This window comes from Paenibacillus sp. Dod16, from assembly GCF_049893405.1.
In the GTDB taxonomy this organism is placed as follows: Bacteria; Bacillota; Bacilli; order Paenibacillales; family Paenibacillaceae; genus Paenibacillus_AQ.
On record NZ_JBNDYG010000010.1, the window covers coordinates 1 to 22,735 of the forward strand.

Sequence of the window (22,735 nt, forward strand, 5' to 3'; positions counted from 1 at the left end):
GTTTGCCGAGGCGTAGTTTGCCGAGGCGTACCACACGATGGCGAGATATTTGCCGCTGCCCGTCATCTTTGACACCACCGAGCTGAAAGAGATGGTGGAGAGGGACCGGCATATCCAGCGGATTATCCAATTAGGCAAACAAGCGAACATCGCCATGTTCACGGTGGGTACCGTTCATGAGGATGCGCTTCTGTTCAGACTTGGGTATCTTAGCAAGGAGGAACAGAAGCTGCTGCAGCGGATCGGCGCGGGCGATATTTGCTCCCGGTTTTTTGATGCGGAGGGCACGGTGTGCAGCGAGGATATTAACAACCGTACAGTGGGCATCGATTTGGAAGATTTGCGCCACAAGGAGCAATCCATTCTCGTGGCAGGCGGGCAGCGTAAGGTAGATGCCATTCGAGCCGCGCTAATCGGCAAATATGCAAACATCCTGGTGACGGACCAGTTTACGGCGCAAGCTTTGTTATCATAAAAAGTTTGACATATTGTCAAAATTTACAGCACCTCGTTCAGGGAGATTCGAACCGGTTACGGCTTCAAACTTACCTGGACGGGGTGTTTTTTGTGCGCAGATAATTGATGACCCTAACTTAATAGGAGGCCGATTCTTTGTTTCTGTTTACCCTGATCGGGTATAGAGCATAGTAAACGGAGGGAATTGTTAGATTATTCCTGAATGAGGGCTTGTCGTTTTAGTTAACAATGATAAATATCATTGCCATAAATCGGAATGAACATATTTTCAATATGTGTTTTACATATGTTCAAGGCTGTGATATGATGGTCCCGTCTAAAGGATTAAGTGTTATGATAGCGCTTTTACAAATCACTAAAAAAACAGATTAAGGAGTGTTTTAACCAGATGAATATAGCAGGAATGATCGACCACACGCTCTTGAAGGCGGATGCAACCCAAGCCGAGATTGCGAAAATTACGGAAGAGGCCAAAAAGTACGGATTTGCTTCGGTTTGCGTGAACCCGACTTGGGTATCCTACTGTGCTGAGCAGCTAGCGGACACCAACGTCAAAGTATGCACGGTCATCGGTTTCCCTCTGGGAGCTACGACATCCGCAGTAAAGGCTTTTGAAGCGAAGGATGCAATCGCTAACGGGGCAACGGAGGTTGATATGGTCATTAACATCGGTGCGCTCAAAGATCGTAACGATGAGCTTGTGCTGAACGATATTCAGGCTGTAGTGGATGCAGCAAAGGGCAAAGCCCTGGTCAAGGTTATTATTGAGACAAGCCTTCTGACAGAAGAAGAGAAGGTACGTGCGTGCCAGCTGTCCGTGAAAGCGGGAGCGGATTTTGTGAAGACGTCAACAGGGTTCTCCACGGGCGGAGCCACACCGGAAGACGTAGCCTTGATGCGCAAAACCGTTGGCGAGAACACCGGCGTGAAGGCTTCCGGCGGCGTGCGCAGCAAGGAAGATATGGACCGAATGATCGAAGCGGGCGCAACGCGTATCGGTGCCAGCTCCGGCGTGAAAATTATGGAGGGCGGTCAATCCAGCTCTTCCTACTAAATGAAGTTGCAAATATCCGGTTTTCGATGATTCGGTAGATGTGTCATATCAAAAAAACACCTATGGGGGAACAACGACGATGAAATATATAATCGCCATACTAGGTTTGCTGGTCGTATTCGGTCTTGCGTTCCTTATCAGCAATGATAAGCGCCACATCCGTTACCGTCCGCTGGCTGTCATGATTGTGCTGCAGCTGATCCTTGGATTTTTTCTGCTGAACACGAATTTCGGCGAGTATCTTGTTAAAGGGATAGCGAATACGTTTGAAGCGCTGCTGAGCTATGCCGGAGCCGGGATCGAGTTTGTGTTTGGCGGCATTGCCAATGAAGGTGCGGGTCCGTTCTTCCTGAACGTCTTGCTGCCGATCGTGTTTATTTCCGCATTGATTGGTATACTTCAATATATTAAGGTACTGCCGTTTATCGTAAGATATATCGGTCTCGTCTTGAGTAAAGTCAACGGCATGGGCAAGCTGGAGTCTTACAATGCGGTAGCTTCCGCGATTCTGGGGCAATCCGAGGTGTTTATTTCGGTAAAAAAACAGATTGCCCTCATTCCGAAGCATCGGATGTATACATTGTGTGCTTCCGCCATGTCCACCGTATCGATGTCGATCGTCGGGGCATACATGACCATGATCGAGCCGCGGTATGTGGTGACCGCGCTTGTGCTTAACCTGTTTGGCGGATTTATCATCGCTTCCATCGTCAACCCTTACAAGGTAGAGAAGGAAGAGGATATCCTGGAGGTGCAGGAGGAAGAGAAGCAATCCTTCTTCGAGATGCTGGGTGAATACATCATGGACGGCTTCAAGGTAGCGATTACCGTTGCTGCGATGCTCCTCGGTTTCGTTGCGTTGATTGCGATGATCAACGGCATCTTTGATATGATTTTCGGGATTACCTTCCAAGAGCTGTTGGGATTCATTTTTGCCCCATTTGCTTTTGTCATGGGCGTACCTTGGAAAGAGGCAGTGGATGCAGGCAGCATCATGGCTACGAAGCTGGTATCGAACGAGTTCGTAGCGATGCTAGACCTGGCCAACTTCACGGATATGTCCGAACGCACTGTGGGAATCGTATCGGTATTCCTGGTATCCTTTGCCAACTTCTCCTCAATCGGCATCATTGCCGGCGCGGTCAAAGGCCTGAACGAGAAGCAGGGGAACGTGGTTGCCCGTTTCGGCCTCAAGCTGCTGTACGGCGCAACGCTGGTGAGCGTGCTGTCGGCAACGATTGCGGGACTGTTCCTGTAAGCAAGGCATGGAAGGATAACAACAAGCGAGCCTTATGGATAGTTTTGATGTAAAAACTCATTATATGAGGGGGATCACTTGGATATGGAACGTTTTGATCGAATTCATTTAATTGTATTGGACTCTGTAGGTATCGGCGAAGCACCGGATGCGGCTGATTTTGACGATATCGGATCCGACACGCTGGGTCATATTGCCCGCGAATGCGGCGGGCTCAACATGCCGAATATGGCTGCGCTCGGTCTGTCCAACATTCGGGAAATCGAGGGAATCCCTGCTGCGGATCAACCTCGGGCTTACTATACGAAGATGCAGGAAGCTTCGAATGGCAAAGACACCATGACAGGCCACTGGGAGATCATGGGCTTGTATATTGATACGCCATTCCGCGTATTCCCGGACGGGTTTCCGGACGAGCTGATCCAGCGCATTGAAGAGAAGACCGGACGCAAGGTCATCGGCAACAAGCCGGCCAGCGGAACGGAGATTATCGAAGAGCTTGGCGAAGAGCATGTAAAAACGGGAGCGCTGATCATTTATACCTCGGCGGATTCCGTGCTTCAAATCGCTGCGCATGAGGATATCGTTCCACTGAAAGAGCTGTACGAAATCTGCGAGTTCTGCCGCGAAATCACGCTGGAGGATCCTTATATGCTTGGCCGGATCATCGCCCGTCCTTTCATAGGCGAGGTGGGGAGCTTCAAGCGTACGGCGAATCGGCATGACTATGCCTTGAAGCCTTTCGGACGTACCACGATGAACGAGATGAAGGATGCTGGTCTTGACGTCATCGCCCTCGGAAAAATCTCCGACATTTATGATGGCGAAGGCATTACGAAGGCGGTCAGAACCGTATCGAATATGGACGGCATGGATAAAATGGTGCAAACCCTAGGTGAACCGTTCAAGGGTCTGAGCTTCCTGAACCTCGTGGATTTCGATGCCGTGTACGGACATCGGCGCGATCCGCAAGGATATGGCCAAGCGTTGGAGGATTACGATCATCGCCTCCCCGAGGTATTTGAGAAAATGACGGAGAATGATCTTCTGATCATCACGGCCGACCACGGGAATGATCCTACCTACAAGGGCACGGACCATACGCGTGAATACGTGCCGCTGCTCGTATATTCTCCTCGCTTTACGGAAGGCAAGGAGCTGCCGCTTCGCAAAACCTTTGCCGACATTGGCGCCACGGTTGCCGACAACTTCGGCGTGAAGCTGCCGGAGCACGGAACCAGCTTTTTGAATGATTTGAAATAATCGAATAAGTGGAGGAATGGGACATGAGTACACATATTGGAGCGAAACCGGGAGATATCGCCGAGTCGATTCTGCTGCCAGGCGACCCGCTGCGGGCTAAATTTATTGCCGAGACGTATTTGGAGGATGTGACCTGCTACAACGAAGTGCGGGGCATGCTCGGATTTACGGGAACCTACAAAGGAAAACGCATCTCCGTGCAAGGTTCGGGCATGGGCGTGCCTTCCATCGGGATTTATGTCAATGAACTCATTCGGGATTATGGCGTGAAAAACTTGTTCCGTGTCGGAACCTGCGGCGCGATGCAGGAGCATGTTCATGTACGCGACGTCATTCTGGCCCAGGCGGCGTGCTCGGATTCCGGCATGAACCGTCACCACTTTAACGGTTATGATTTCTCCCCGATCGCCAGCTTCCCGCTGCTGCTGGGCGCGTATGAGCGCGGCAAGGAGAAAGGCCTGAAGATGCATGTCGGCAACGTGTTCACGTCCGATGTGTTCTACCGCGAGGACAAATCCGTGGTGGAGAAGCTGATGCAGCATGGCGTGCTCGGCGTGGAAATGGAGACAACGGCGCTCTACACGATTGCCGCACGTTTCGGCGTAAACGCCCTGACGATCCTGACCGTAAGCGATCATTTGCTCACAGGGGAAGAGACTTCTTCCGAGGAGCGGCAAACGACGTTTAACGAGATGATGGAAGTGGCTCTGGATACGGCGATTTCGCTGTAAGGAAACTGCCCCGACGAAGAAAGCGGGTTTGTTTTGGAGAAGCGAAGCGGTCGCCTTTGCCCCACGGATTCCAACAATATTAACAATATAAGGAATCTGAGGGCAACAGCGATCGGATCCGCATTTGTAGTGATGCCCGTGGAAGGAATACAATCATCGCAAACAGTGAGGAGAATGTACGATGAGAATGGTTGATTTAATTGCGAAGAAACGCGACGGCAAGGAACTGACAACAGAAGAGATCAATTTCTTTATCGACGGATATACCAAGGGAGACATTCCCGACTATCAGGTGAGCGCCATGAACATGGCGATATATTTCCAGGACATGTCCGACCGGGAGCGGGCGGACTTGACGATGGCGATGGTAAACTCCGGCGAAACGATTGATCTGTCCGCAATTGAGGGGATCAAGGTCGATAAGCATTCCACCGGGGGCGTAGGCGACACGACGACGCTTGTACTGGCTCCACTCGTAGCGGCTCTGGATATTCCGGTAGCGAAGATGTCCGGACGCGGCCTCGGTCATACCGGAGGAACGATCGACAAGCTGGAGTCCATCGAAGGATTCCATGTGGAGATCAGCAAAGACGAATTTGTGAACCTTGTGAATCAACATAAAATCGCCGTCATCGGCCAAACCGGAAACCTCACGCCGGCGGATAAAAAACTGTACGCACTCCGGGATGTGACGGCTACCGTCAACTCCATTCCGCTGATTGCCAGCTCCATCATGAGCAAGAAGATCGCCGCTGGCTCGGATGCGATTGTGTTGGACGTTAAAACCGGCGCAGGCGCGTTCATGAAAACGGTGGAGGATGCCAAGGAATTGGCACACGCCATGGTCAGCATCGGCAACAACGTAGGCCGCAAAACGATGGCAGTCATCTCCGATATGAGCCAGCCGCTTGGCGCCGCGATTGGCAACTCGCTGGAGGTGCAGGAAGCGATTGATGCACTTCGCGGCGAGGGACCAAAGGATCTGGAGGAGCTGTGCCTGGCTCTGGGCCGGCAGATGGTTTACCTTGCGCAGAAGGCAGATTCGCTTGAAGATGCCGAAGAGAAGCTCAGAGAGGTTATCCGCAACGGCAAGGCACTGGAGAAGTTCAAGGAATTCATTCAGAACCAAGGCGGAGACCCGTCCGTGGTGGATCATCCGGACCGTTTGCCGAAGGCGCAATATCTGATTGAGCTTCCTGCACAGCAGGACGGCGTTGTCGCCGAGCTGGTAGCGGATGAGATCGGTACCGCAGCGATGCTGCTTGGAGCCGGCCGCGCGACGAAGGAATCCGAGATTGATCTGGCTGTAGGCCTGATGCTGAACAAGAAGGTCGGCGATGCCGTGAAGAAGGGTGATTCCCTTGTAACCATTCATGCTAACCGCGAGAACGTGGATGACGTGAAGCAGAAGCTGTATGAAAGCATTCGGATTGCAGATCATGCGGATGCGCCTGTATTGATTTATGACATCGTGACGGAGTAAGGGAAGCCTAATCCGTAGCGAGTCATATTCGGAACAGCTCATTTTCCAAGCTATGCCGATACAACCTGCCCTCCCGTGTTTTATGAACGGGAGCAGGTTTTTTTGGCGGTCCCGTCATAAAACGGGTAGGGGCCCTCATAAGATGGTAGTGGGGAAAACGTAAGGCATTTAACGGGAGAGGGAGATGTGTAGCCCGGGCAAGAGCCATCCTGCTTGAAGGAGGCTTTTGGCCATGACCATCGATCAGTTGATTGCTTTGCTGGCACTTATCGTTATGATCATTGGACTTGCGGTGAAGAAGGAGTCTTAACCTGTGAGTCCGGGAGGGCTGCTGCTAAGTAGAAATTCTACTGATGCAGCAGTCTTTTTCTTTTGATAGGTTGATAGAGTTCGATATAAGTCATATACTTAGAATGCAATGTTCTCCATTATTCATCATTTATTGGGAGGAAACCATGCTCTATTTTGCAGCGTTTGTCATATCCATGGTGCTGGTATTGGTACTGATTCCGCCATTTCGTAAACTTGCGATCAAGCTTGATTTTGTGGACAAGCCAAGACCGGACAGCGAGCGGAAAATACACCGCGAGCCGATACCGCTGACGGCGGGGGTCGCCATATTTATCGGATTTTTCATCACTTATTTTGCGCTTACCGGCGCCATTTCAAGGGAAGCGGTAGGCATCTTTATCGGTAGTGCTCTTATTCTTGGCATCGGACTTGTGGATGATTGGTATAAGTCCCAGGGCAAGGAGCTGGCTTCGCTGCCGAAGCTCATTGTACAGGTCAGCGCAGCCGTTGTTGTATACAGCTATGGCATCGCGTTTGAAGGATTCAACAATCCGTTTACGGGTCAGTATATTAACCTGCCGGAATGGCTGCAGCTCATCTTAACGATTTTGTGGATTTTTGGTGTAACGACAGTTATTAATTTCTCGGATGGCATCGACGGTCTTGCTGGAGGGCTCTCCGCCATATCCGGAGGCACGCTGTTTGTTGTTGCGATTACGCTGGGCAGAGGCGAATCCGCGCTGCTGGCCGTCATTCTTGTAGGTGCTGCGCTGGGATATTTACGATATAATAAGCCGCCGGCCCGAGTGTTTATGGGGGATGCCGGTGCAACCTTCCTCGGGTTCATACTCGGGATCATTGCCCTGGATGGTGCGTTTAAAGGTGCAACTCTGGCGTCCTTATTCGTTCCGATCTTCGCACTGGGCGTACCGATCTTCGATAATATCATTGTGGTCATCCGAAGAATGCTTCAGTCCAAGCCGATCTATCAGGCCGATGCATCGCAGGCGCATTATCGTTTGCTGGCAACAGGGCTCAATCAGAAGCAGACATTGGTATTTCTGTGCTTGCTGAATCTCTGTTTCGGTCTGGCTGCCATCATACTTGCCATGAATGGCGCCGCCTGAGGCGTATAAGCCTGACATAAGCTTTTTCCGGTGCGTTATTGAAGTCTCGTCTCCAAATGGATGTTGGTGGCGGGGCTTTTTTTAGAAATAAGAAAGTATAAACTTCAGAGGCTTACCCTCCTTATCTCGCAAGAAAAACTTCCGCTAAATGYGGTCTGTCTYCTGAGAAAGTACGTCGATAGTCGTTTTYCTTTAGATATCAGAAAGTATAAAATTCGAAGCATGGACCTTCCTGATATCGCAAGAAAAACTTCCGCTAAATGCGGTCTGTCTCCTGAGAAAGTACGTCGATAGTCGTTTTTCTTTAGATATCAGAAAGTATAAACTTCGAAGCATGGACCTTCCTGATATCGCAAGAAAAACTTCCGCTAAATGYGGTCTGTCTTCCTAGAAAGTACGTCGATAGTCGTTTTTCTTATTACAATGGTAGAAGGGTACGAACAGGAGGTTGCGCATGAATGATATGACAGGCAAAATCGTCATGATAACAGGGGCGAACTCCGGCATGGGTTTGGCTGCGACAGTGGAGCTGGCAAAAAGCGGAGCGCATGTGATCATGGCTTGTCGTAGTCAATCGAGGGGCGAAGCGGCTCTTCGGCAAGCGTTGCAGGAGAGCGGCAGCTCGAACATCGAGCTGATGACGCTGGATTTGGGGTCTTTTGATAGCATCAGAGCGTTTGCTTCCGACTTTAAGGCCAAATATGACAGACTCGATGTATTGGTGAACAACGCGGGTGTGGTCACCATCAAGCGGGAATTGACGCAGGACGGATATGAGGCCATGATGGGGGTCAATCATCTGGGGCATTTTTTGCTGACGAACGAACTGCTGGAGCCTCTTCAGCATGCCCGGCAGGGGAGGATCGTGAACGTATCCTCTGGCGCGCATAAAGTGGGCAGCATCCATTTTGATGACCCTAATCTCGATAAGGGATTTAATGTGGCCAAAGGGTACGCGCAGTCCAAATTGGCGAATATTCTATTCACGAAGGAGCTGGCGCGTCGGCTGCAGCCGACAAGGGTCACGGTCAATACGCTCCATCCTGGCGCCGTCAGCACCAGCATTGGCGTAAACAGGGATACAGGCTTTGGCAATGCGGTTCACAAGATGCTTCGCCCGTTCTTCTTAACGCCCCTTGAAGGAGCTCGGACAGCGATATACTTGGCTTCAAGTCCTGAAGTGGAGCATGTGACGGGGGAATACTACGTCAAATGCAAACCGGCCAAAATCACCGAGAAGGCAAGGGATCCGAAGCTGGCCGCTCGTCTGTGGGAGTGGAGTGAACAACAGGTAGGATGGAAGTCGGACCAGGGTCGATGAATTTACGCGTTCCAAATGGCCCGGCTCCACGACTACAAGTATAGTGGCGAACGAATAAACGGGATATCTCCAGATCAACATGATCTGAGGATATCCCGTTTCATTTTACGTTAGATGTTCATCATAGGCCATAGAAGCTCACACCTGAAATTACTTCGTCGTTTTCATATCGATCGCGCTGCGCACAAATCCGCTGGTGCCGTCAAGCAGTTTGGATGCTTCCGCGGCACTGACATTAGCCAGCAGCATCACGATAGCGGTTTTGACGTGGGCGCCGGCTTCATGGTACGCCTTTTCCACAGCATCCTCTGATGCTCCGGTTGCCAGGGTAATGATGCGTTTGGCGCGGTGCACCAGCTTGTTATTGGACGGGTTGAGGTCGACCATCAGGTTTTTGTACACCTTGCCGATTCGAATCATGGCGGTCGTTGTCAGCATGTTCAGAATCAGCTTTTGCGAAGTACCGGCCTTCATGCGCGTGGAGCCCATAATTACTTCGGGTCCGACAACAGCTTCAATTACAAAATCCGCGTACTGATGCATCGGCGATTCGTAGTTATTACAGAGTCCGATGACAACGGCTCCACGCTCTTTGGCACGTCTCATCGCCCCAAGAACGTAGGGCGTTCGGCCGCTTGCAGCGATGCCGATGACAACATCCTTTTCGTTGATACCGTTTTCATTGATATCCTGTTCACCTAACTCTTCGCTATCCTCGGCACCTTCGATAGCTTCCTTCACGGCTCTGAAACCACCTGCGATCAATCCCTGCACCATGGAAGGGTCTGTTCCGTAGGTAGGCGGACACTCGGAGGCGTCCAGAATCCCGATTCGGCCGCTGGTTCCGGCACCTATATAGAACAATCTGCCGCCCTTCTGGAAAGCTTCCACGACGAGATCTGCAGCTCTGGCTATAAGAGGAATAAGCTCGCGGATCGCATCAGTGATCAGGCTATCCTCGCTGTTGATGAGGATCATAATTTGTTCTGAGCTCAACTGATCAATGTTCTGCGTATTTTCATGAGGCTGTTCGGTTGTCAATTGACTTAGAATATTCGTCATGAGACAGGTCTCCTTTTTTGCCTTGGAATATGGACGGGCACTGATGTAAAGCTACAGCAAGTCAGAGACGCCGTCTGTAAATAGCTTGCAGGCTAACAGAGCCGCACCATGGGCGGGTGTACGTTCACGATTTCCTTCAGGGAACCGGAGGCGGGGATAACGCGATAGCAGAATGCCGGCGTACGTTTCCCGAAACAATGGCGAATGTTTGAAGATCGAGCCGATCCGTACGAGTTCACTCTCAGCGAATTCAGCTTGCTGCCTGATGAGAGCGCTTGTTGTATCGGCCAGTTCTGCTGCCTGCTGCCGGAGGATACGGTCTGCCGCTTCATCACCGGCTTCGGCTGCTTCTATGCAGCAGCGGGCGAAGGAAGCGATATCCTGTTTCGTTATAGCGGGCTGGTAAATGTAAGATTTGAGATCGGTAATATGCTGGAGAGGATAGGCTGCAACAATCAGGCTGCTCATGATGGTGGGTGGCAAAATGCCCTCATGGCTCTTAATGACGGTTTTCAGAGTTTGAAGTCCGATCTGATAACCGCTGCCTTCGTCTCCAAGAAGATGTCCCCAGCCACCGACGCGGTGAATGTCTCCCGATTTGGTTATAGCGTAGGAATTGGATCCGGTTCCCGAGATCGCAAGGATTCCAWACTGTCGTTCCAGTACGGCCATTAATGAAATTTCGGCTTCCGAGCGCATGTAAATATGCATCGAGAGCTGCCGCTGCTGGAGATAGGAATGAAGGAAAGACTGAACTTGGCGTCGTTCATCTGCAGAGCTCACACCTGACATTCCAAGACATATTGATGTGAATAATAATGACTTATCAAAAAGAGGTGCCAGAAGCCCATCCAACACCGTTCGGAGTTCCTCCATCGCTTTATTAAAGGTTACAATATAAGGATTGGTGGAACCTCCGGTATACCGGGACAACACTTCTCCAGCGCTATTGATAGCGGTTGCTTCAGTCTTGGTACCGCCACCATCAACACCGATAAAAATTTCCATATTGAACCACTTCGCTTTCTATATCCAGTATAGGAGAAAACCGAAGTGTTGTAAAATAAAATTTTAAATCATGAATTAAGTATTGAAATATAATTTCATACAATTTATAATGAACTCAATCCACTGATGTTGAAAGCGATACCAGTCATGCTTTCATTCAAGATGTGTAAAGTAATATTACATAGTAGTGACCGTCAGAGGATGATTTGTAAAGGGGGGCAAGAAATGAACGGCGGATTGGTTCGATTGCGTGAGGTGTATGATTCATTAAATCCGTCCGAGCGCAAAGTTGCAGCCTTCATTTTGCAGGAACCGGCAGAGATGATACAGATGTCGGTCGCGGATCTTGCAGTCCGAAGCGGTTCCAGTCAGGCTGCCATTGTACGCCTGTGCAAAACGATGGGTTTCAAAGGCTATCAGGATCTGAAGCTGAAGGTAGCCGGAGACTTGCAGGAGCCATTAGCCACCGGGTATCAGGATATCCGGCCCAATGACAGCATTTCTGCAATTATACAGAACGTCTCGAACAACAACATTCAATCGATTCGGGATACGATGAAGATTATGGAGGAAGGGAAGGTGGAAGAGGCCGTTCTGGCCCTCGATCAGTCGAAGCGCATTTTCATGTTCGGGGTAGGGGCTTCAAATCTGATCGGGATGGATGCCCAACAGAAATTTTTGCGGATTAATAAGGTATGCATATCTTTTCCGGACCCTCATGTTCAGCTCACCTCGGCGGTGCTGCTGACTCCAGATGATGCGGCCGTATGCATTTCCTACTCCGGTGAAACGGATGAAGTAATCCGCGCAGCAGCGATTGCGAAGGAGAAGGGATGCAAGACGATTGGCATTACCAAATACGGCGATTCTACCCTGAGCCGATCGGTGGACATTCCCTTGTACACTTCCTCCACGGAGAACGAGATTCGCAGTGGCGCGATGTCCTCTCGTATTACGCAGCTTAATCTTATCGATATTTTATATCTTGGCGTCGCCAGCCGGAATTACGAGAATTCAGTGAAATACCTGGATGAGAGCCGGCAAGCGATCAAGCGGTTGTAGTTCATAGCGAAAACCACAAATATATAAATGATAAGGGGAGTAGTACATGAAGAAAAAAGGTTGGCTTACATTGTTGGCTTCTTTAATGCTCGTGTTTACCGCAGCTTGCGGCGGTTYCGGCGGGGCGAAGACTCCGGAAGGCGGAACAGGAACCACTTCGGAAGGAAACGGTGAAGCCGCACCGAAGCAGGATACGGTTGTCGTCTGGACTTATCCGGTACATGGTAAATACGAAGATGAGTTGAAAGAGCATGTAGCGGATCTGAAAGAAAAATATCCGCATATTACGGTCCAAACCGAAGTGCTCTCCTGGGCTGAAGGTCCGAAGAAGTTCGACGTGGCCCTGAATGCCGGTAACCCGCCTGATCTTTACTTCCACGCGGTGGATGGCGCTTATGTAGATACAGGCCTGGCACTGGAACTGACCCCTTATATTACGGACGAGATCAAAAACGACTACCTGCCGGGAACGCTTGAGCTGGGTCAAATCCAGGGCAAGCAGTATGGGCTTCCGCTGTACCAATCCCTTTGGGCTTGGGGCGGCAACAAGAAGATCCTCGAAGAAGCGGGAATCGACTGGAAGGCCATTCAAGAGAACGGCTGGACCTGGACCGAGTTCAAGGCAGCTGCCGAGAAGCTGACCAAGAAGCTTCCTAATGGCAATACGCAATATGCGCTCGTAACGGACGGCACTTCGCTGGACTTCATGGAAATGCTGACGCGCAGCAACGGCATGCCGGACGTATTGAACGATAAAGGCGAGTTCCAATGGAACGACGAACGGATTCTGGATACGATGACCTTCGTGTCGGATCTGATGAAAGCCGGTCATCTGCCTGCCGAGACTGCCGCGATTACGCCGGCAAAACGGATGGACCTGTTCTACGCCGAGGAAGCCGCGATCGTGTCCAAGGCGATCCCTTACTATGACGTGATGCTGCAGAACCGTGCGAAGGATATCGACAGCGGTACGGTCCAAGGCGCGAAAATCGACTTCGTTCTGCTGCCGGTTCCGCATAATGACGGGGCTGAGCGGAAGACATCCATGTTTGGTGAAGGTTATGTAGCGTTCAAGCAGAAGAAGGATAAAGGCGAAGAGCATGCAAAGAACACATTCCTGATCATGGAAGGATTGAGCGGGGCGAAAGCCGGTAATTCCGCCAACGAATTGGTATTGCCTTTCGTACGTAAATCCCAGGCGGAGTTTTATGAAGGTAAAGGACTCGGTACGGAATCTACAATTAAGGCAGCGGAAATTTTCGCAAACTTCAAGGAAATTCCGGTGACTCTGAACCTTGATGCAGAAGCTTCAGGTAATCAGAAGAAGTTTAAGGAGCAAGTGGTGAAGCCGAATATCCAAGCGCTGTTCTCGGGTGAGAAGACGCCGGAGCAGATCGCACAAGACTTCAAGGACAAAGGCAAACAAATTTTAGGACAGTAATTGAAGTTATAAGGGGGTGTCCCGTTGTCCTTAGCAGGAACGATCGGGGCACTCCCTTTTTAAACCAATCGCTAAAGGCTCTATAAGGGCTTCATGAAAATACTTCACCTGTGCGCAAAGGAGGAAATCAAATGCAGACTGCCCCGGCGCAAGCCCGGCCATCACGTCCCCCCATGAAGGGGTACCTACGCGAATATGGATGGGCGTATTTATTCATTCTGGCCCCAGTCTTGTTGTTCTTGATATTTACGCTTTACCCTGTCGCCTCGGCTTTTCTGATGAGCTTCCAGGAATACAGCGTAATGGGCTCCGAATGGATTGGAACGGACAACTACACACGGATGGTACAGGATGAAGTGTTCTGGAAATCCATGAAGAATACAGTCATATTCACGATCGGCACGGTTCCGGTCAACATTGTCATTACGTATGCGTTATCCTTTTTTATTTTTCAGATGAAGAACAAATGGCAAACGTTCTTCAAGGCTACAATGTACCTGCCGGCCGTTGCTTCCGGCGTCACCATTTCGGTCGTGTGGCTCGCGATTTACGACCCGACGCATGCCGGGCTGTTGAATCGTTTTATCGGTTTGTTCGGATTGGACCCGGTCATATGGCTCGGTAAATCGAACACCGCGCTCTTCTCACTCATTTTGATGAACTGGCTCGGTTCGCATGGTGCAGGTATTATTCTCTATCTGGCCGCCATGGGCGGGATTCCCAAATCGCTCTATGAAGCCGCGGACATCGACCATGCCAGCGGCTGGTCCAAATTCTGGCGCATTACGTGGCCGCTGATGAAACCAACCACATTATACCTGCTGGTGACGGGCGTCATAACATCCTTCCAGGTGTTTATCTCCGTGTATTTGATGACGCAGGGCGGACCGAACTTCGCGACGACAACGATCGCCTATCTGATTTACAGCACGGCGTTCAACTTCTACGAGTTTGGACTCGCGGCAGCGCAATCTTTTGTACTCGCTGCATTGATTATTGTCATTTCCATCATTCAGTTCAAGTACTTCTCGTCCGACGTGGAGTACTAACGTTTATTTCTGAAGCTAAAAGGGGGTGCACCTATGAAATCAAGATCAAAAGTGATCATGCTGATTGTGGCCTCGGTCATCCTGGTGGTATGGAGCGTTCTGACGATCATTCCGATGTACTGGATGCTGATCGGTTCTGTGCAGGACACCAAGTCAGCAGCATCGTTTATCCCGAAAATGATACCGGAGGTATTCTCCGTAGCCCCGTACGAGCGTTTTTTTGGCAAAACCGACGTCATGAGGTGGCTCTTTAACTCTTTATTGATCTCATCCATCCTGACGGTGACCAACGTATTCCTGGCTTCGCTCGCAGGTTATGCTTTTGCGAAGCTGAAGTTTCCGGGGAACAAAGCGGTATTCTGGATTTTGCTCAGTACGATGATGATCCCGGCGCAGGTGACGCTGATTCCGCTCTATATTTTGATGATTGACGTGTTTGATCTCGGGAATACATATACGGCTATTCTTCTTCCCGGCATTGTAAGTGTGGGCAACATCTTCTTGATGAAGCAGTACATGTCATCACTGCCTACCTCTCTGATTCATGCAGCGCGTATCGACGCTTGCGGCGAATTCGGCATCTTCTGGAAGGTTATTCTTCCGATGGCGAAACCAGGTCTCGCCGTGCTGGCGATTTTCACGTTTGTTGCATCCTGGAATGATTTCTTCTGGCCCTTCCTCGTGACTAACTCGACGGAGATGAGGACGATTCAGGTCGGTCTTGCTTCCTTCGTCTATGCGGACACGACCGATTTCGGCGCACTTATGGCTGGAGCAACCGTCGCGGCACTGCCGATGATGATCCTGTTCTTCTCGCTTCAGCGCTATTTCCTGCAAGGCATCACCATTGGAGCCGTTAAAGGCTAGAAGGAGGCAAAGTTATGGCACGCGTAGAATTCCGTAATATACGAAAAGAATTTGTAGACGACAACAAAGGGACGTTTACCGCTGTAGCGGGGTCGGACTTTGTGATCCATGATAAAGAGTTCGTTGTTTTCGTCGGTCCTTCCGGCTGCGGCAAAACCACTTCCCTGCGCATGATTGCCGGGCTGGAGCGCCAAACGTCCGGGGATATCATCATCGGCGACAGAGTGGTAAACAATCTTCACCCGAAAGATCGTGATATCGCGATGGTGTTTCAGGACTATGCGCTGTATCCCCATATGACCATTCGCGAGAATCTCTCCTTCGGCTTAAAGAACCTGAAGAAGCCCAAGGCTTATATTGAGCAAAAGGTATCGCAGGCAGCCGCCATTCTCGGACTGGAGTCGATGATTGATCGAAAGCCGCGCGAGCTGTCCGGCGGACAGCGTCAGCGCGTTGCGGTAGGGCGGGCCATCGTGCGCGATCCGCAGGTGTTCCTGTTTGACGAGCCGCTGTCGAACCTGGATGCGAAGCTTCGCGTGCAGATGCGGGTGGAGCTGTCCGAGCTGCACAAGCGCCTGGAAGCCACCATTGTATACGTCACGCATGATCAGGTTGAAGCGATGACGCTCGGTGAGCGGATCGTCGTGATGAACAACGGAATTATCCAGCAGATTGCATCTCCTACCGAGCTGTATGCGAATCCGCAAAATATGTTCGTAGCCGGCTTTATTGGCTCCCCGCCGATGAACTTCATCGATGTGCAGAAGGAAGGGAACGTGCTCCGGATGGAAGGCGGCACATTTACCATCCCGGATTCGATGGCGGGTGCGCTGAGCAAATACGATAACGGGCACCTTATCCTGGGGATCCGCCCTGAGCATATTACGGGTGAGGATATGCCGGGCACAACCAATCTGGATTACAAGTACTCCACGAAGGTCCAGGTCGTCGAACATTTGGGTTCGGAGAATCTGGTGTACTTCCGCGTAGGGAACCGGACGGTTACGGCGAAGGTTCACCCGGAAACGACGGGTTATCCGGGCATGGACAAAACCTTCATTTTCAATTTCGATAAAGTGCATTTCTTCGATCCTGAGACGGAGCAGCGTATCGATTGGTAAACAACGACGAAGAGGAGAGGAAAGCTATGCGCAAGCTGAATGATGTGTTGAAGAAGACCGGGGTTGAGATTTACCGTGAGATTACGGCGGTGGCCTTATACAGCATGATTACCTCGCTGGTGCTCGTTACGGTGGTTATGTTCGTTCCGCTATGGACGGCGCTGGTGCTGCTGCCGGTTCTGTACATGCCGTTGTTTTACGGAGTTTGTTATGCGTATCACCGCAGAACGGAACGGGGCAAGTCGAGACTCAAGGATGTGTTTCAAGGTGCGCTTAAGGGATTTGGACCTGCGGTAGTCATGGGTTTCTTCTTCGTGGTGATGGTGCTCATCTTGTGGTCCACCTGGTGGTACTACGGGGGCAAAGAGGGAATCGGCTATCTTACGATTGGAGTGTTCCAGACCTATTTTGTTATCATGGCGCTCATCTCCCAATTCTACACCTTTCAGCTTGTCATTCAGGAAGGGATGGGCATCTTCAAGGCCATGGCCCACAGCGTGAAGCTGTTCCTGAAGTTTCCGGCATATACGCTGGGCGCTTGCTTTCAAGCCTTCTGCGTTGCGATTCCTCTGATGGTTACGGTCGTTGGCTTCGGATTTTTGTTTAACGGCATGTGGGCCATATACCAGCATAAGGTTACGTATAATGTACTGAATCCGGAAGAGGCCAAACCGGCGGAGGACGGTGTCGTAGCCTCGAAAGCAGGAGGTGTAAGCATATGACAAGAGGTAACGTACGAAGCGGAATTGATGTGCTGCCGGACATCAAGCATGAGAAAATCACGGGTCGTCGCCTTGGCGTCATTACGAATCCGACGGGGCTCACGTCGGATTTTCGTTCATCTATCGAGGTGATTGCAGGTTTGCCCGAATCGGAATTGACGGCTTTATTCGCTTGCGAGCATGGGCTGCGCGGCCAACTGCAGGCAGGCAAGCACGTCGATGATGAAGTGGACCCGGTATTCGGCGTGCCGGTGTACAGCCTGTATGGCTCACGGCGTAAACCGGACGCCGACATGCTGAAGGACGTGGATACGGTCATCTTCGATATACAAGACCTTGGGGTGCGTTTTTATACGTATATGACAACGCTGCTGTACGTCATGGAGGCCTGCGCCGAGCATGGGAAGAGCCTGCTTGTCCTGGATCGGCCGAATCCGCTGGGCGGCAAGCGAGTTGAAGGAGGTTTCCTTAAGCAGGGATATGAATCCATGGTGGGCGGATGGCAGATTCCGATTAGCACCGGGATGACCATCGGCGAATTCGCGTGCATGGCCAATGACATGCGGGGAACAGGCTGCGATCTGGATGTTATTGGGCTCGAAGGCTGGACGCGCGGTATGGAATATACCGACACGGGCCTGCCGTGGGTACTGCCGTCGCCGAACATCCCCACGATGGATACGGTACGACTGTACAGCGGGACCTGCTTCTTCGAAGGGACCAATCTTTCGGAAGGCAGGGGGACGACCCGGCCGTTTGAATGGATCGGCGCTCCATGGGTCAATGGCGAAGAGCTGGCGAAGGCGTTCAACGCGTACGGACTGACAGGCGTTCATGCCCATTCCATGTACATGACGCCTACCTTCTCGAAGCATCAGGGCGAAGGCTGCGGCGGGGTGATGCTCTTTGTCACTCATCCGGCAGAAGTGGAGGCTGTGCGCACAGGACTTGTGCTGCTGCACCTGGTCAGCCGGATGTACCCGGATCAGTTCCAGTGGCTTAGCCCACCGGAAGGACGTAATCGGTACTTTATTGATTTGCTGACGGGCAGCGAGGAAGTTCGACGGCATATCCACGAAGAAGCTGGACTTCAGCGCATGATTGCCGAGTGGGGCAAGGATGCGGAGCAGTGGAGAACGATGCGGGCTCCTTATCTGCTGTACGGGGAGGCGTAAAACATGCTGTTCTCGCCATGGAAGGATGGAAGGCCTACCGTTGTGGTCGGCTTGATGTCGGGCACTTCGCTTGACGGCATCGATGCGGCCATCGTCCGCATTCACGGCAGCGGTTTCGAAGCATCGCTTGAGCTGCTGCATTACTATAACAAGCCTTACGAACCGGAACTCCGTCAGCGGCTGCGCGATTTGTGCAGTGAGGAGAATTCCAACAGCGCTGCTGTTTGCAGTATGAATGCATACTTGGGGTATCAGTTTGGAGCGACAGTCCTGGAAGCGGTTGCCGATGCCGGCATGCGAATCGATGAGGTGGATTTGGTAAGCTCTCATGGACAGACGATTTGGCATCAGCCCATACCCGAACAAGGGGATCCTTATGCTGTCGCTTCCACTCTGCAGATCGGCGATATTTCCGTTATCGCCAAGCATACCGGCAAACTTACGGCAGGAGACTTCCGGCCGGCGGATATGGCGGTTGGGGGGCAAGGGGCCCCGTTTGCCCCTTACGGAGATTTGATCCTGTTCCGGCACCCGGAGCGGGGAAGACTGCTGCAGAACATCGGCGGGATCGGTAATTGCACGGCGCTGCCCGCAGGGGCGGATCCTTCGGATGTGCTGGCCTTTGATACCGGACCCGGCAATATGATCATGGATGCCGCAGCTCATATGCTGTCCGGAGGGCAGCTTTCGTATGACAACGGAGGACAATGGGCTGCCCGAGGCAACCCGGATCAGGAATTGTTAAGGGAGATGTTGGCGCATCCCTATTTTCATGCAGAACCGCCGAAATCAACGGGCAGGGAACTGTTCGGTCACAACTATGCGGTTTCGTTTCTGGAGCAAGCCGGGCTCAGGAACCTCTCGGATGAGGATACGATGGCCACGGCCACGGCGTTTACCGCACATTCCATTGCGGATAGCTATGTGAAATACGTGTTTCCACGCCACTCAATCGATGAAGTGATCGTAACCGGCGGAGGGGCCCATAACAAGACGCTGCTCTCGATGTTAGGGGAACTGCTGCCGGAGCAGAAGGTCATGACCTCCAAGGCGCTGGGCTTCGATGACGATGCCAAGGAAGCCGTGATTTTTGCACTGCTGGGCAATGACTTCATGCTCGGCGTTCCTAACAATTTGCCGGCAGCTACCGGAGCGAACAGACCGACCGTTATGGGGAAGCTGGCACTGCCATAAACCATTCATTAAAGCCCAGCAAACGGAAGAGCCAAGCGATGGTTCGTAGATAATGTTGGAACCGATTTGTTAAGTAGCGGATTATCTTTATTACACTCAAAACCTATAGGGGAGGGGGAGAAACAACATGCTGGAATCTGTCATTCGCGAGCAGCTGGCCGCCGTGGTTGGGGGGAAATGGTTCAAGGATGATCCGGAGAGCCTCGTTTCTTACAGTTATGATGCTACGCCGTTATATCAAGCGATGCCGGACGGGGTTATCTTTCCCGGAAGTACGCAGGAGGTCTCCGACATCGTCAAAATTTGCTCAAAACATCGCATACCCGTGATTACGCGGGGCGCAGGCAGCAATCTGTGCGGCGGGACCATTCCGCTTCAGGGCGGCCTGATCGTGGTCATGACCCGTATGAATAAGCTGCTGGAGATCGACGCCGATAATCTTACCGCGACCTTCCAGACGGGTCTGAATACGAAGCAGTTTCATCTGGCGGTTGAACGGACGGGATTATTCTATCCTCCGGATCCAAGCAGCATGATTATCTGCACGATGGGCGGCAACATCGCTCTGGGGGCTGGTGGCCTGCGCGGCTTGAAGTATGGAACGACCAAGGATTACGTACTCGGCTTGGAGGCTGTATTGCCGGACGGGAGCATCCTGCGCACAGGCGGCAAGCTGGTGAAGGACGCCGCAGGGTACGATTTGACCCGACTGTTGGTAGGATCGGGCGGTACGCTGGCCATTCTGACCGAGGCCACGGTCAAGTTGATTCCGAAGCCTTCTTACAGGAAGGCCATGGTTGCCGTCTATGACGATCTCAACGCGGCGGCCCGAACGGTTTCGAATATTATAGCGAATCATATTTTCCCGTGTACCCTGGAATTTATGGATCAGCCGACTCTCCAGGTGGTTGAGGATTTTGCCAAAATCGGACTGCCGGTACACGCCAAAGCGATGCTGGCGATCGAACAGGACGGCAGCGTCGATGATGTGGAGCGGGATCTGAAGAAGCTGGAAGAGATATGTCTCGCCTCCGGGGCGGTTCAGCTCAACATCGCCAAGACACCGGAAGAAGGGGCGAAGGTAATGGAGGCAAGGCGGAGCGCGCTTGCGGCGCTGTCCCGATTGCGGCCGACCACGATCTTGGAGGACGCGACGGTCCCTCGTTCGAAGATTGCGGACATGGTGGTTGAAGTTCAGCGTATCGCACAGAAATACGACGTGCAGATTTGCACATTCGGCCATGCCGGAGATGGCAACCTGCATCCGACCGCGATGACGGATGCCCGTGACCCGGAAGAGATTCACCGTGTGGAGGAGGCATTCGCCGAAATTTTCGAGGCTGCGATTGCCATGGGGGGCACCATTACCGGCGAGCATGGCGTCGGTATCGTGAAGGCCCCTTACCTGGAATGGAAGGTGGGCGAAGCCGGCATCCAAATGATGAAATCCATTAAGGATGCGATCGATCCGCATCAGATCATGAATCCCGGCAAGTTGTTTGCGGAAACCCGGAAGCGGATTGTCTTCCAGGAGCGGACGGAGCAGGCAGAGCGGGGCTCGATCTCGGATCAGGATCAGAAGATCGAAACATCGTGAGAGGGGGCGATAGCGCATGAATCCAACCCATGAGAAGCTCGCACAATCGCTGAAGCTGACGCTGGATGAGGATCAATTGACGAACTGTATGCGCTGCGGGTTTTGCCAGACCGCCTGTCCGACATTCCTTGAGACTGGGCTCGAAGCTGCCTCCCCGCGCGGGCGGATTGCGCTTATGAAAGCGGTTGTGGATGGTTTGATGGAACCGGATGAAAGCTTTCGTAGCCAGATGGATCTTTGTCTGGGCTGCAGAGCCTGTGAGCCTGCTTGTCCTTCCGATGTGAAATATGGTCAGCTGATCGAGCAGACCCGGGCGGCCATTGCGGCGGAGAAGCCTTATTCGCTGCCGGTACGAGTCGTCCGTAAGACGTTCCTGCAAGGGATTTTCCCGCATCGCGGTAGACTGAAGCTGATCGGCAAGACGCTTTCGTTCTATCAGAAATCCGGGCTGCAAAAGTTTGCGCGCAGCTCCGGGGCCATGAGGCTGTTTCCCGACCATCTTCAGCAGCTGGAAAAGGCGCTGCCTGACGTAACAGGCGATGGCCTGGAAGAGCTGTGGAGCAAGGCTGGCTTGCCCTACCGCCGCGAGAAGACAGACAGCGGTTCGGGGCTTATGGTTATCCCTGCGGCCGGATCTAAGGTCGGCCGGGTCGGCATGTTCCGTGGCTGCATTATGGACGTCATGTTTGCATCCACGAACGTGAACACCGTACGGCTGCTGCGTCAGGCCGGGTTTGAGATTGTCATTCCGGAGGAGCAGGTATGCTGTGGTGCGCTGCATGCCCATGCCGGTGAAATGGACGATGCCAAACAGCTGGCCGGCCGGAACATATGGGCTTTTGGGGAAGCGAACGTGGATTACATTGCAAGCAATGCGGGTGGCTGCGGCGCCCTGCTGAAGGAATATGATCATCTGATGCATGCCGAACCGGATGAGCGGCTTCAGCAAGCGGCTGTTCTTTTTGCAGATCAGGTGAAGGATATTTCCGAGCTGCTGCACAGCCTCGGTAGGCCGCTTACGCCGGTTCATGCGAAAAGCGAACAGAACGAGGCCATAACTGTCACCTATCAGGACTCCTGCCACTTGCGCAATGTGATGCGGGTGCAAGGAGAGCCGCGCAAGCTGCTGCAGCAGCTTCCGGGCGTACAGATGTGCGAGCTGCAGGGGGCTGAGGTATGCTGCGGTTCAGCCGGCATTTATAATCTCACGCAGACGGAAATGTCGACCACGCTTTTGGATCACAAGATGGAACATGTGGAGGCTACCGGAGCCAAGGTCATCGTGACTTCGAACCCGGGATGTCTGCTGCAGATGAAGTGGGGGATCGAGCGTGCCGGTATGCAAAATGGCGTAGAGGCCGTTCATCTTGCGGATTTTCTGGCAGAGCAGGTGCGGATTGAGGATAAGCCGTGACGAATGGTACAAATGGGG

General features: G+C 52.2%; 19 protein-coding genes and 1 pseudogene. 18 read left to right on the top strand and 2 right to left on the bottom strand.

Annotated features, from left to right (window positions below; genetic code table 11):
* Nucleotides 1–16: 16 nt before the first annotated feature.
* The 8 genes and pseudogenes from ACPV3A_RS10120 to ACPV3A_RS10155 form a co-directional block, all read left to right on the top strand.
* Nucleotides 17–475: pseudogene (locus tag ACPV3A_RS10120) on the top strand (sugar-binding transcriptional regulator); the annotation flags it as partial.
* A gap of 390 nt (nt 476–865) precedes the next feature.
* On the top strand, nt 866–1,531 hold the full coding sequence (gene deoC / locus ACPV3A_RS10125; protein WP_071219707.1) for a deoxyribose-phosphate aldolase: 666 nt from the start codon (nt 866–868) through the stop codon (nt 1,529–1,531).
* Between the two features lie 79 nt (nt 1,532–1,610).
* Nucleotides 1,611–2,789, top strand: a complete 1,179-nt coding sequence (locus tag ACPV3A_RS10130; protein WP_194544954.1) for a NupC/NupG family nucleoside CNT transporter — start codon at nt 1,611–1,613, stop codon at nt 2,787–2,789.
* Between the two features lie 84 nt (nt 2,790–2,873).
* Complete coding sequence (deoB, locus tag ACPV3A_RS10135; protein ID WP_426199370.1) at nt 2,874–4,052, top strand: phosphopentomutase; 1,179 nt, start codon at nt 2,874–2,876, stop codon at nt 4,050–4,052.
* Nucleotides 4,053–4,075: 23 nt separating this feature from the next.
* Nucleotides 4,076–4,783: a purine-nucleoside phosphorylase gene (gene deoD / locus ACPV3A_RS10140; protein WP_194544652.1), complete on the top strand. Its 708-nt coding sequence runs from the start codon at nt 4,076–4,078 to the stop codon at nt 4,781–4,783.
* A gap of 181 nt (nt 4,784–4,964) precedes the next feature.
* Nucleotides 4,965–6,266 carry a pyrimidine-nucleoside phosphorylase gene (locus ACPV3A_RS10145; protein ID WP_426199372.1) on the top strand — a complete coding sequence of 434 codons (1,302 nt, stop codon included), beginning with the start codon at nt 4,965–4,967 and terminating at the stop codon, nt 6,264–6,266.
* Between the two features lie 455 nt (nt 6,267–6,721).
* Nucleotides 6,722–7,684 (top strand): MraY family glycosyltransferase, encoded by a 963-nt coding sequence (locus tag ACPV3A_RS10150; protein WP_071219702.1) that lies wholly within the window; start codon nt 6,722–6,724, stop codon nt 7,682–7,684.
* A 454-nt stretch (nt 7,685–8,138) separates the two neighbouring features.
* Nucleotides 8,139–9,005 (top strand): SDR family oxidoreductase, encoded by an 867-nt coding sequence (locus ACPV3A_RS10155; RefSeq protein WP_426199375.1) that lies wholly within the window; start codon nt 8,139–8,141, stop codon nt 9,003–9,005.
* A gap of 150 nt (nt 9,006–9,155) precedes the next feature.
* Here the strand turns inward: ACPV3A_RS10155 and murQ are convergent, their stop codons facing one another.
* Both murQ and ACPV3A_RS10165 read right to left on the bottom strand, forming a co-directional pair.
* Complete coding sequence (gene murQ / locus ACPV3A_RS10160; protein ID WP_339219982.1) at nt 9,156–10,067, bottom strand: N-acetylmuramic acid 6-phosphate etherase; 912 nt, start codon at nt 10,065–10,067, stop codon at nt 9,156–9,158.
* 51 nt (nt 10,068–10,118) lie between these two features.
* A complete protein-coding gene (locus ACPV3A_RS10165) occupies nt 10,119–11,075 on the bottom strand; it encodes a BadF/BadG/BcrA/BcrD ATPase family protein (RefSeq protein ID WP_426199377.1) in 957 nt (318 codons plus the stop codon).
* 225 nt (nt 11,076–11,300) lie between these two features.
* Between ACPV3A_RS10165 and ACPV3A_RS10170 the strand changes: the two genes are divergently transcribed.
* The 10 genes from ACPV3A_RS10170 to ACPV3A_RS10215 all read left to right on the top strand — a co-directional run bounded on the left by ACPV3A_RS10170 (nt 11,301) and on the right by ACPV3A_RS10215 (nt 22,717).
* Nucleotides 11,301–12,137 carry a MurR/RpiR family transcriptional regulator gene (locus ACPV3A_RS10170; RefSeq protein WP_036643553.1) on the top strand — a complete coding sequence of 279 codons (837 nt, stop codon included), beginning with the start codon at nt 11,301–11,303 and terminating at the stop codon, nt 12,135–12,137.
* A gap of 46 nt (nt 12,138–12,183) precedes the next feature.
* The gene (locus tag ACPV3A_RS10175) at nt 12,184–13,578 is read left to right on the top strand and encodes an ABC transporter substrate-binding protein (RefSeq protein WP_426199380.1); all 1,395 of its coding nucleotides are present in this window, start codon (nt 12,184–12,186) and stop codon (nt 13,576–13,578) included.
* A 131-nt stretch (nt 13,579–13,709) separates the two neighbouring features.
* Nucleotides 13,710–14,627 (top strand): carbohydrate ABC transporter permease, encoded by a 918-nt coding sequence (locus ACPV3A_RS10180; protein WP_071219698.1) that lies wholly within the window; start codon nt 13,710–13,712, stop codon nt 14,625–14,627.
* 33 nt (nt 14,628–14,660) lie between these two features.
* The gene (locus ACPV3A_RS10185; protein WP_009590118.1) at nt 14,661–15,494 is read left to right on the top strand and encodes a carbohydrate ABC transporter permease; all 834 of its coding nucleotides are present in this window, start codon (nt 14,661–14,663) and stop codon (nt 15,492–15,494) included.
* 14 nt (nt 15,495–15,508) lie between these two features.
* The gene (locus tag ACPV3A_RS10190; protein WP_194544647.1) at nt 15,509–16,615 is read left to right on the top strand and encodes an ABC transporter ATP-binding protein; all 1,107 of its coding nucleotides are present in this window, start codon (nt 15,509–15,511) and stop codon (nt 16,613–16,615) included.
* Nucleotides 16,616–16,641: 26 nt separating this feature from the next.
* On the top strand, nt 16,642–17,337 hold the full coding sequence (locus ACPV3A_RS10195; protein WP_426199382.1) for a hypothetical protein: 696 nt from the start codon (nt 16,642–16,644) through the stop codon (nt 17,335–17,337).
* On the top strand, nt 17,334–18,512 hold the full coding sequence (locus ACPV3A_RS10200; protein ID WP_339294935.1) for a DUF1343 domain-containing protein: 1,179 nt from the start codon (nt 17,334–17,336) through the stop codon (nt 18,510–18,512). Before ACPV3A_RS10195 ends, ACPV3A_RS10200 begins: the two co-directional genes overlap by 4 nt.
* Before the next feature lie 3 nt (nt 18,513–18,515).
* Nucleotides 18,516–19,706 (top strand): anhydro-N-acetylmuramic acid kinase, encoded by a 1,191-nt coding sequence (locus ACPV3A_RS10205; RefSeq protein WP_426199384.1) that lies wholly within the window; start codon nt 18,516–18,518, stop codon nt 19,704–19,706.
* A gap of 127 nt (nt 19,707–19,833) precedes the next feature.
* Complete coding sequence (locus ACPV3A_RS10210; RefSeq protein WP_426199386.1) at nt 19,834–21,303, top strand: FAD-linked oxidase C-terminal domain-containing protein; 1,470 nt, start codon at nt 19,834–19,836, stop codon at nt 21,301–21,303.
* A gap of 16 nt (nt 21,304–21,319) precedes the next feature.
* Nucleotides 21,320–22,717: a (Fe-S)-binding protein gene (locus ACPV3A_RS10215; RefSeq protein WP_426199388.1), complete on the top strand. Its 1,398-nt coding sequence runs from the start codon at nt 21,320–21,322 to the stop codon at nt 22,715–22,717.
* Nucleotides 22,718–22,735: the final 18 nt, after the last annotated feature.

Excerpts from the sequence above, each read along its gene's own strand:
- deoC (WP_071219707.1), top strand. The coding sequence starts at position 866 with ATGAATATAGCAGGAATGATCGACCACACGCTCTTGAAGGCGGATGCA.
- ACPV3A_RS10130 (WP_194544954.1), top strand. The coding sequence starts at position 1,611 with ATGAAATATATAATCGCCATACTAGGTTTGCTGGTCGTATTCGGTCTT.
- deoB (WP_426199370.1), top strand. The coding sequence starts at position 2,874 with ATGGAACGTTTTGATCGAATTCATTTAATTGTATTGGACTCTGTAGGT.
- deoD (WP_194544652.1), top strand. The coding sequence starts at position 4,076 with ATGAGTACACATATTGGAGCGAAACCGGGAGATATCGCCGAGTCGATT.
- ACPV3A_RS10145 (WP_426199372.1), top strand. The coding sequence starts at position 4,965 with ATGAGAATGGTTGATTTAATTGCGAAGAAACGCGACGGCAAGGAACTG.
- ACPV3A_RS10150 (WP_071219702.1), top strand. The coding sequence starts at position 6,722 with ATGCTCTATTTTGCAGCGTTTGTCATATCCATGGTGCTGGTATTGGTA.
- ACPV3A_RS10155 (WP_426199375.1), top strand. The coding sequence starts at position 8,139 with ATGAATGATATGACAGGCAAAATCGTCATGATAACAGGGGCGAACTCC.
- murQ (WP_339219982.1), bottom strand. The coding sequence starts at position 10,067 with ATGACGAATATTCTAAGTCAATTGACAACCGAACAGCCTCATGAAAAT.
- ACPV3A_RS10170 (WP_036643553.1), top strand. The coding sequence starts at position 11,301 with ATGAACGGCGGATTGGTTCGATTGCGTGAGGTGTATGATTCATTAAAT.
- ACPV3A_RS10180 (WP_071219698.1), top strand. The coding sequence starts at position 13,710 with ATGCAGACTGCCCCGGCGCAAGCCCGGCCATCACGTCCCCCCATGAAG.
- ACPV3A_RS10185 (WP_009590118.1), top strand. The coding sequence starts at position 14,661 with ATGAAATCAAGATCAAAAGTGATCATGCTGATTGTGGCCTCGGTCATC.
- ACPV3A_RS10190 (WP_194544647.1), top strand. The coding sequence starts at position 15,509 with ATGGCACGCGTAGAATTCCGTAATATACGAAAAGAATTTGTAGACGAC.
- ACPV3A_RS10195 (WP_426199382.1), top strand. The coding sequence starts at position 16,642 with ATGCGCAAGCTGAATGATGTGTTGAAGAAGACCGGGGTTGAGATTTAC.
- ACPV3A_RS10200 (WP_339294935.1), top strand. The coding sequence starts at position 17,334 with ATGACAAGAGGTAACGTACGAAGCGGAATTGATGTGCTGCCGGACATC.
- ACPV3A_RS10205 (WP_426199384.1), top strand. The coding sequence starts at position 18,516 with ATGCTGTTCTCGCCATGGAAGGATGGAAGGCCTACCGTTGTGGTCGGC.
- ACPV3A_RS10210 (WP_426199386.1), top strand. The coding sequence starts at position 19,834 with ATGCTGGAATCTGTCATTCGCGAGCAGCTGGCCGCCGTGGTTGGGGGG.
- ACPV3A_RS10215 (WP_426199388.1), top strand. The coding sequence starts at position 21,320 with ATGAATCCAACCCATGAGAAGCTCGCACAATCGCTGAAGCTGACGCTG.